We start from the raw sequence: 6,318 nt of genomic DNA, 5'->3' as shown, positions 1-6,318 counted from the left end.
ATTCCCGCCGCGAAGTCCTCCAACCCCGCTCGCACCCGAACCAGATCCCGCTCATCCACGCACCGCAGCCAAACACCGCCACGACGCCCGTACAAGCGACACGCCACACCGACCTAACAAAGCACTATTAGTACCTGCGCGACGTCAGGCGGAACGTGTTGCGGATCAGGTGGATCACGCAGGTCTGCACCACCGTCTGCGGCCACACTTTCGTCACCTACGTAGGGTCCTGTGCGGCGAGGAACTGCGCCACGGCGCCCGTCACCACCTCGGCCGACAACGCGATCGAGATCAACGCGAGTCGCCGCGCCTCCGCCTCCACATCGGCCTGGATCATTGTCGACGGCTGGGGCTCCAAGCCCGGGTCGCCCCCGTCCGACGCCGGACGACGCGACGCGCGTGCTGCGACCAGGATCGCCGCGGCATCGCCGGCGGCGCTCGCGCGAGCCTCATCCCAACCCGCCTCCACCGCTCGCCGCCGCGCCACGCCGGCCACCTCCGGATCCCGCGGGCCCAGCTCCCGCAGCCCATCGCCGATTTCGACGCACCGTCGATACAGCTGCTGACCGGTGTCCCACACCCACCACGAATCGCGATGAGGGTGTCGCGGGCGATGTAGAGCGATCGTCGGCACCGCCTTGTACAGCAGGTACCACAGGGGGTGCAGATCCCGGTACAGGGTGCTCCTGCGGGGCCATGCCCGCACCCCGTCGACCGTCTTCCACAGCGCGGCCAGCACGAAGCTCGAACAGATCAGCACCACCGACAGGCTCACCAGTGTCTGGGTCACCACCGGCTCCGGCCAGGGCGGGTCGACCTCGGCCAACCTCAGGGCGATGAACAACGCCTTGTGCGCTACGAATCCGGCGCCGAACGCGGCTCCCGCACTGAGCAGACGCAGGGTTGTCCTCAACCGGGCACTGGCGTACCTGGCGTACGCGTGGGACATCCGCAGGATGTCCACCACGGTGACACCGAGGTAACTCAGGAACGCCAGCATGTAGACCGACACCTGGGGCAGGTGGCCGTACCGCTGCGCGAAGTGCAGCGGCTCCGACTCGGGAAGATCCGCGACCCGGAACATCCCGATCATCACGGTGGCCACCACCGCCAGCAGCACCAGCCGCCGGCGCATCAGCCGCCGCGCTCTGACCGGCCCGCCCAGGTACAGGAACAGTGATTGAATCGCGGTTGCCGTCAGCAGCGCCGAACCGTGTTCGACCACCTTGGCCAGGTTCGGCACCCCGGCCACCCGGTCGATCCAACTGTGCACCGGAGCCCAACCAGCGGTGACTGCGATCCCCAGCCCCGCGCAGATCGCGACACTGGCCTGAATCTTCCGGTTCGACGGATCTCGCCGCAAGGCCGCGAGCTTGATCACCAGGGCCACCGTGGCGACCAGCGCCGCCGTGACGTGACCAGCCGTCACCACCATCGGCGTACCTTCAGTCTGCCAACGTCGAGGCGATGCGGTACATGACGGCGGCGCGCTCACGGCCGAGCCCGTCGAAGGAGACCCCGCTGCCCCCACCAGTCAGCCGGGCACCGAGGTACGTCGCCAGCAACTCGGCGTCGTGCTCCTGCTCGACCGCGAAGGCGCCGACGGCCCTGGCTCGCATCACCGTCGCCGCGACCCCACCGACGCTGGGCAACGCCTCCCCGACGTCGACAATCCCCGCGCCCACGTGCCGCAGCCCGATGTGCATCAGCTCGTGCAGAATCGTCTGGATCTGGAGCACCGGTGACGCGTCCGCACCGTAGAGGACGTAATCCGTCTCCGCCGTCGCTATCCACAAACCGCAGGGCGCCTGCACGTTGGTGCTCATGGCCGCGAGCTGGATCCGGCGACCCCGAGCTCTCACCAACGCGGACACCAGTGCATCGACGGTCAGCGGTGCCGGCAGGTCAATGTCCAGCCGACGCAACAGATGAAGCACCCGACGCCTCTCGCGCCACATCGTCTGCCACTCCCCCGTGCCGAATTACGCAGCATAGCCAGACAAACACCGGCAAGGGAGACCGGCAAGACCTGCTCTGCGGGAATTCCGCGGAAGAGACGTCACCACGAGCGCCTGAGCAGTCCACATAGGCGTCGCGGCCCTCGCCCAGGATCATGGGAGCTGCGTCACAGTCTGCCTCGGCAGCGAGCATCGCGGGGGCGCCCGCACCCCGGGGGAGACTGTCGGACGTGCCGACCACGGCCCCGCCCCGGCCGCTTCCCATGGTCGCGCTCGGCCTGGCGGTGACGCTCATCAGGTGACTGTCGGCGCCGTCGTGGGTGCGTTCGTCCCGCTCCCCACGTTCCTCCTACTTCGCTGAGCCCTCGGCGGTGCCCTGCTGCCGGTCCGCCTCCAGTCGCACCACCTGTTCCACGATCTCGCGCAGCGCTGCCCGGGGTAGGCCCGGCGGCAGCCGGCGCGCGGCCCACGTGATCGTCTCCAGGTCCGGGTCGTCCTCGTCAGCTCCGAAGAAGTAGTTCGGATCGACCTGGAAAAAGCACGCGAGCTGCCTGATGGTCGCCAGTGTCGGGTTGTCCCGGGCGCCACTGAGGAGATACCGGATGTAGCCGGCAGACAGGTTGGTCGCTCGCGCGACCTCGTCCGGGGTGTACGGCGCGTTCGTCCGCGGGTTCCTGCGCTGCGCGAACAACCGCTCCAACCGCTCTGAAAAGGACGGCGATCCGCTCGACGTGCCCGAACGTGCCATCCCCACCCCCAGCTGACGTCCTCGATGCGCGACTCAGCGAGGCGAAGCCGACTCACAACTATAGTTGCGACCGTTGTGGATGCGTGATTGACTGACTACGCCCGGCCACGCTGGCAGTGACACCGTAGCGGACAACTTCAGTTCCGCAACAGGTCTTCCTGGGCGTCAATATCGGCCCGGACTGCCGCCGTGCGCGGGGTACCGATCGCGGCAGGAGACGAAAACGGGGGATGCGCAAGGCTGGTCCTCGTCCACGCACCACGCGCGGGGGAGGATCGCCGGCGGGTAAGGCGTCGGCATGGCCTGCGCATCAGGAAATATCGTCACCGCCGTGATTCGGTGCGCGGTGCCCCCGGGGCACAAGCTCACCCCGGGGGCACCGACCCCGCCCGCGCCGTCCGGCGCAGGCAGCGCATTCTCCGGCACTCCCCGCAGCCCTCACGTCATTGTTCCCGCCGAGCGCCCGGGTGCGGCACCGCGCTCGGCGGCGTTGACCGGCGGACTGCCCGCCGCTGACGTTCACGCGACGAAGCGACGAAGCGACGAAGCAGACTGCCAGCGCCGGCACCCCGGCGCAGCGTCTCGGCCGCGAGCACGAGCCGGCGGCGGTCGACACGATCCGACCGGCCGGGGCCTGGAGGCGTCCACGCCAGCCTGCTCACGACGGTCTCGGGCAGCTGGAGCCCGACCGACCAGCTTGCCGCGGCACCGACCGGACTCGAGCGCGGTTCCAATCAACGTCGAGTTGCCGCCCCCAGCATTCGAATCGGAAAGCGGAGAGGCAGGTGGGGCGGTGAAGGTCCGCGACCTTGGCATACCGGGGGTCTTCCTGGTGACGCCCGAGCCGTGGCACGATCCGCGCGGCGCCTTCTACGAACATTTCCGCCTCGACACGTTGCGGCACGAGACCGGGCGCGACTTCCCCGTCGCCCAGATCAACTATTCGGTGTCCCGGCGCAACACCCTGCGTGGCCTGCACGGTGTCGTCGATCCCCCAGGCCAGGCCAAGTACGTGACGTGTGTCCGCGGTGCTCTTCTCGACATCGTGGTCGACCTACGAGTCGGTTCGCCCACCTTCGCGCAGCACGTCCGCACCGTACTGACCGCCGAGTCGGGCGCCGCCGTCCTGGTGGACGAGGGTATGGGGCACGGCTTCCGGGCGCTGACCGACGACACCTGCATCTGCTACGTGCTCACCACGCCGTACGTCCCCGGGACGCAGTTCGAGATCAATCCGTTGGATCCCGAGCTGGCCCTGCCCTGGGACCTGACCGAACCGCCGTTGATCTCGGAAAAGGATGCGACGGCTCCCACGCTCGCCCAGGCGCTGGCCCTCGGGTTTCTTCCCCGGTGGAACCCCACGCCGCGGCACGAAGGCTGATCGTCCGGAGGAGAAATGATCAACGTCTTCCAGCCGAGTCTCGGCGAGGCGGAACTGCAAGCCGTTGCGGAGGTCTTCGCCAGCAACTGGCTGGGCCACGGGCCGCGGACTCGTGCGTTCGAAGAGGCGTTCGCCGCACACCTGGGCGTGGCACCGGACCACGTCGTGTTCATCAACTCGTGCACGGCTGGGCTGTTCCTCGCCATGGACCTGCTCGACATCGGCCCCGGCGACGAGGTGGTCCTACCGTCGGTCAGCTTCATCGCCGCGGGCAACGCGGTGGCCGCCCGCGGCGCGGTGCCGGTCTTCTGCGACGTCGATCCGCATCGGCTCAACCCGGATGTGCGGCATGTGGCGGACGCGATCACCGCGCGGACCAAAGCCGTGATCATTCTGCACTACGGCGGCCATCCCGGCGCGGTCGCCGGTATCGCCGAGCACTGCCGGCAACGTGGCGTCGCGCTGGTGGAAGACGCGGCCTGTGCGGTGGCGTCCCGAGCTGACGGCCGTTCCTGCGGCACGTTCGGCGACGTGGGCGTGTGGAGTTTCGACGCGATGAAGGTGCTGGTGACCGGCGACGGCGGCATGTTGTACGTACGCGACGCCGAGCTCGCCCGGCGCGCCCGAAGGCTCGCCTACCACGGGCTCGAGCAGGCCGCGGGCTTCTCCAACGCCCGGGTTTCCCAACGCTGGTGGGAGCTGGATGTGCGGGAACACGGCCGGCGACTCATCGGCAACGACCTGACCGCCGCGATCGGATTGGTGCAGCTCGGCCGCCTACCCGAGTTCGCCGCGCGTCGGCGGGCGATTACCGAGTACTACGACGCGGCGCTCGCCGATGCGCCGGCGCTACGGCTACCGCCTCCGCTGCCCGACGGGCACGAGTCGTCGTACTACTTCTACTGGGTGCAGATGGACGCGGCGATCCGGGACCAGGTGGCCGCGGACCTGTACCGCTCCGGGGTGTACACCACGTTCCGATACCCGCCGCTGCACAAGGTGCCTGCCTTCAAGTCCGACGCGGTCCTGCCGCACACGGAGAGCGCGGCCGACGAGACACTCTGCCTGCCCCTGCACCAGGGGCTGGACGACGCCGACGTGGAGCAGGTCGTCGCCGAGTTGCGCAAGTCGATGGAGTCACGCGCCGCCGCCTGAGAACGATCCGGCAAGGGGTCAGCCGACCCACGCGGAAGGAGCATCCGTTGACCGAGCAAAAAATCGGTGTCACTGACGTGGTGGACCGCCTCGCGGCGCCGCTGGACCTGGATGCGTTCCGGGACGCGATGGCCAGCTTTCCCACCGGAGTCACCATCGTGAGCACAGTGGACGACCTCGGCTCTCCACACGGGCTGACCGCCAGCTCCTTCTGCTCGGTCTCGCTACGGCCGCCACTGGTGTCGTTCTGCGTCGCCACGTCGGCGAACTGCTACCCGGCCTTCGCCCGCTGCGAACGGTTCGCGGTGAACATCCTGCGTCCGCAACACGCCGCCCTCGCCCTGCGGTTCGCGAGCAAGCGGCCGGACAAGTTCACTGACAGCGGATTCCGGCGCACCCCTTCAGGCCTTCCGGTCTTCGACGACGCGTTGTCGATCCTCGAGTGTCGGGTGTACGACCGGTACCCCGGTGGCGACCACAGCATCGTGGTGGGCGAGGTGCTCGGAGCACACACCGAGCCCGGTACCCCGCTCGTTTACGTTGACCGCACGTTCACCCGGGTCACGGGCAGATGACCGGCCACCGCACGGCGGCACCGTACCGCCCAGTCCGGCTCGGCCTCCTGGGCTGCGCCGATATCGCGCTCCGCCGGGTGCTGCCCGCCGTGGCGGCGCTGGACAGCGTCCGGCTCACCGCGGTCGCCAGCCGGACCATGGCCAAGGCGACCGCCGTGGCGGAGCGGTTCGGAGGCGTCCCCATAGCCGGGTACGACCAGTTGCTGGCCCGCGCTGACATCGACGCGGTCTACATCCCGGTACCCACCGGCCTGCACGCGACGTGGATCCGTCGAGCGCTGGCCGCCGGCAAGCACGTGCTGGCCGAAAAGCCGCTGACCAGCTGCCAGGCGGACACCGCGGATCTCGTGGCGACAGCCGAGAAGGCTGGCCTCGTGCTCATGGAGAACTACATGTTCGTCCACCATGGGCAGCATGCGGCCGTGCGGCGACTGGTCACCGGGGGCGCGATCGGCGAGCTGCGCTCGTTCTCGGCGACGTTCACGATCCCGGCCCGCCCAC

At 68.9% G+C, this 6,318-nt stretch carries 7 protein-coding genes and 1 pseudogene; 4 read left to right on the top strand and 4 right to left on the bottom strand.

The annotated features are described in order from the left end of the window. Positions 1 to 133: 133 nt before the first annotated feature. The 4 genes and pseudogenes from E1182_RS31800 to E1182_RS28445 all read right to left on the bottom strand — a co-directional run. Positions 134 to 217: pseudogene (locus tag E1182_RS31800) on the bottom strand (transposase); the annotation flags it as partial. Next, complete coding sequence (locus tag E1182_RS28455; protein WP_132270818.1) at positions 218 to 1,435, bottom strand: MAB_1171c family putative transporter; 1,218 nt, start codon at positions 1,433 to 1,435, stop codon at positions 218 to 220. A 10-nt stretch (positions 1,436 to 1,445) separates the two neighbouring features. Then, complete coding sequence (locus E1182_RS28450; protein ID WP_132270817.1) at positions 1,446 to 1,958, bottom strand: hypothetical protein; 513 nt, start codon at positions 1,956 to 1,958, stop codon at positions 1,446 to 1,448. 349 nt (positions 1,959 to 2,307) lie between these two features. Then, entirely contained in the window at positions 2,308 to 2,706 is a 399-nt protein-coding gene (locus tag E1182_RS28445) for a helix-turn-helix domain-containing protein (RefSeq protein ID WP_132270816.1), read from the bottom strand. A gap of 793 nt (positions 2,707 to 3,499) precedes the next feature. Here E1182_RS28445 and E1182_RS31795 point away from each other — a divergent pair. The 4 genes from E1182_RS31795 to E1182_RS28425 form a co-directional block, all read left to right on the top strand. Continuing rightward, entirely contained in the window at positions 3,500 to 4,087 is a 588-nt protein-coding gene (locus tag E1182_RS31795; RefSeq protein ID WP_207921550.1) for a dTDP-4-dehydrorhamnose 3,5-epimerase family protein, read from the top strand. Between the two features lie 15 nt (positions 4,088 to 4,102). After that, entirely contained in the window at positions 4,103 to 5,242 is a 1,140-nt protein-coding gene (locus tag E1182_RS28435; protein WP_132270814.1) for a DegT/DnrJ/EryC1/StrS aminotransferase family protein, read from the top strand. 47 nt (positions 5,243 to 5,289) lie between these two features. Further along, complete coding sequence (locus E1182_RS28430) at positions 5,290 to 5,817, top strand: flavin reductase family protein (protein WP_243706470.1); 528 nt, start codon at positions 5,290 to 5,292, stop codon at positions 5,815 to 5,817. After that, the coding region (locus E1182_RS28425) for a Gfo/Idh/MocA family protein (protein WP_132270813.1) at positions 5,814 to 6,318 on the top strand (505 nt) is incomplete at its 3' end. The genes E1182_RS28430 and E1182_RS28425, both read left to right, overlap by 4 nt.

It is taken from the genome of Micromonospora sp. KC721 (assembly GCF_004348355.1).
In the GTDB taxonomy this organism is placed as follows: Bacteria; Actinomycetota; Actinomycetes; order Mycobacteriales; family Micromonosporaceae; genus Micromonospora.
The sequence above is the reverse complement of the archived record's forward strand: the minus strand, read 5'-3'. Positions and strand labels throughout refer to the sequence as shown.

Excerpts from the sequence above, each read along its gene's own strand:
- E1182_RS28455 (WP_132270818.1), bottom strand. The coding sequence starts at position 1,435 with ATGGTGGTGACGGCTGGTCACGTCACGGCGGCGCTGGTCGCCACGGTG.
- E1182_RS28450 (WP_132270817.1), bottom strand. The coding sequence starts at position 1,958 with ATGTGGCGCGAGAGGCGTCGGGTGCTTCATCTGTTGCGTCGGCTGGAC.
- E1182_RS28445 (WP_132270816.1), bottom strand. The coding sequence starts at position 2,706 with ATGGCACGTTCGGGCACGTCGAGCGGATCGCCGTCCTTTTCAGAGCGG.
- E1182_RS28435 (WP_132270814.1), top strand. The coding sequence starts at position 4,103 with ATGATCAACGTCTTCCAGCCGAGTCTCGGCGAGGCGGAACTGCAAGCC.